This is a genomic window from Streptomyces diversicolor (assembly GCF_057537855.1).
Genome location: NZ_BAAJXA010000147.1, coordinates 1 through 690 on the forward strand (window position 1 = coordinate 1; position 690 = coordinate 690).

Sequence of the window (690 nt, forward strand, 5' to 3'; positions counted from 1 at the left end):
TCGGCGAGTCGCTGCCGTGCGGCCGACTCCCGGTGGATGGCGTCGGCGATGGCGGTGGCCTGGCCGCCGTCGATCCAGCGGCGGACGACCTCGGCGGACAGCGGATTCGCCACCCAGTACGACAGCCGTGCGAGGGGCCGCGTCATGGCCTCGGCGGCAGGCCCGTCGGGGCCGAGGAGGTATCCGACCCGGAGCCCCTGAGTGAGCGACTTGGTCAGCCCCATCGAGTACCAGGTCAGCTCCGGGGCCAGGGTCGCGATCGGCGGCGGCGTGTCCGGGTGCAGGGCGCCGAGCACATCGTCCTCGAACACCGGCACCCCGTATCGGCGTGCGACGGCGACGATCTGATGCCGTCGCTCCAGGCTCATCGTCGTCGTGGTCGGGTTGTGGTAGCCGGGATTGCAGTAGATCAGCCGGGGTGTGAACTTCCGGCATGCCGCGGCCAACGACTCGGGCACCATGCCGTCGTCGTCAAGATCGACGGGGTGTAGGTGAACCCTGGCGCGCTCGGCCAGGTTGCCGATGGACCCGTAGGTGAGCCCTTCGGCCAGTACCACATCCCCCGGGGCGGCCAGGTGACGCAGGACCAGCAGGAGCGAACTCTGCGTTCCGTTGGTCAACAGCAACCGGTGAGGATCCGGCGCGGGCATCCGCCGCGCCATCCATCGGGCCGCCGCGAGGCGGTCTTCC

Annotated in this window: 1 protein-coding gene; it reads right to left on the reverse strand. The window is 70.4% G+C overall.

The window, feature by feature from the left end; all coding sequences use genetic code 11:
• Positions 1-626: aminotransferase class I/II-fold pyridoxal phosphate-dependent enzyme (locus tag AC27LF_RS45565; protein ID WP_487231315.1), on the reverse strand; the 626-nt coding region annotated here is incomplete at its 3' end.
• Positions 627-690: the final 64 nt, after the last annotated feature.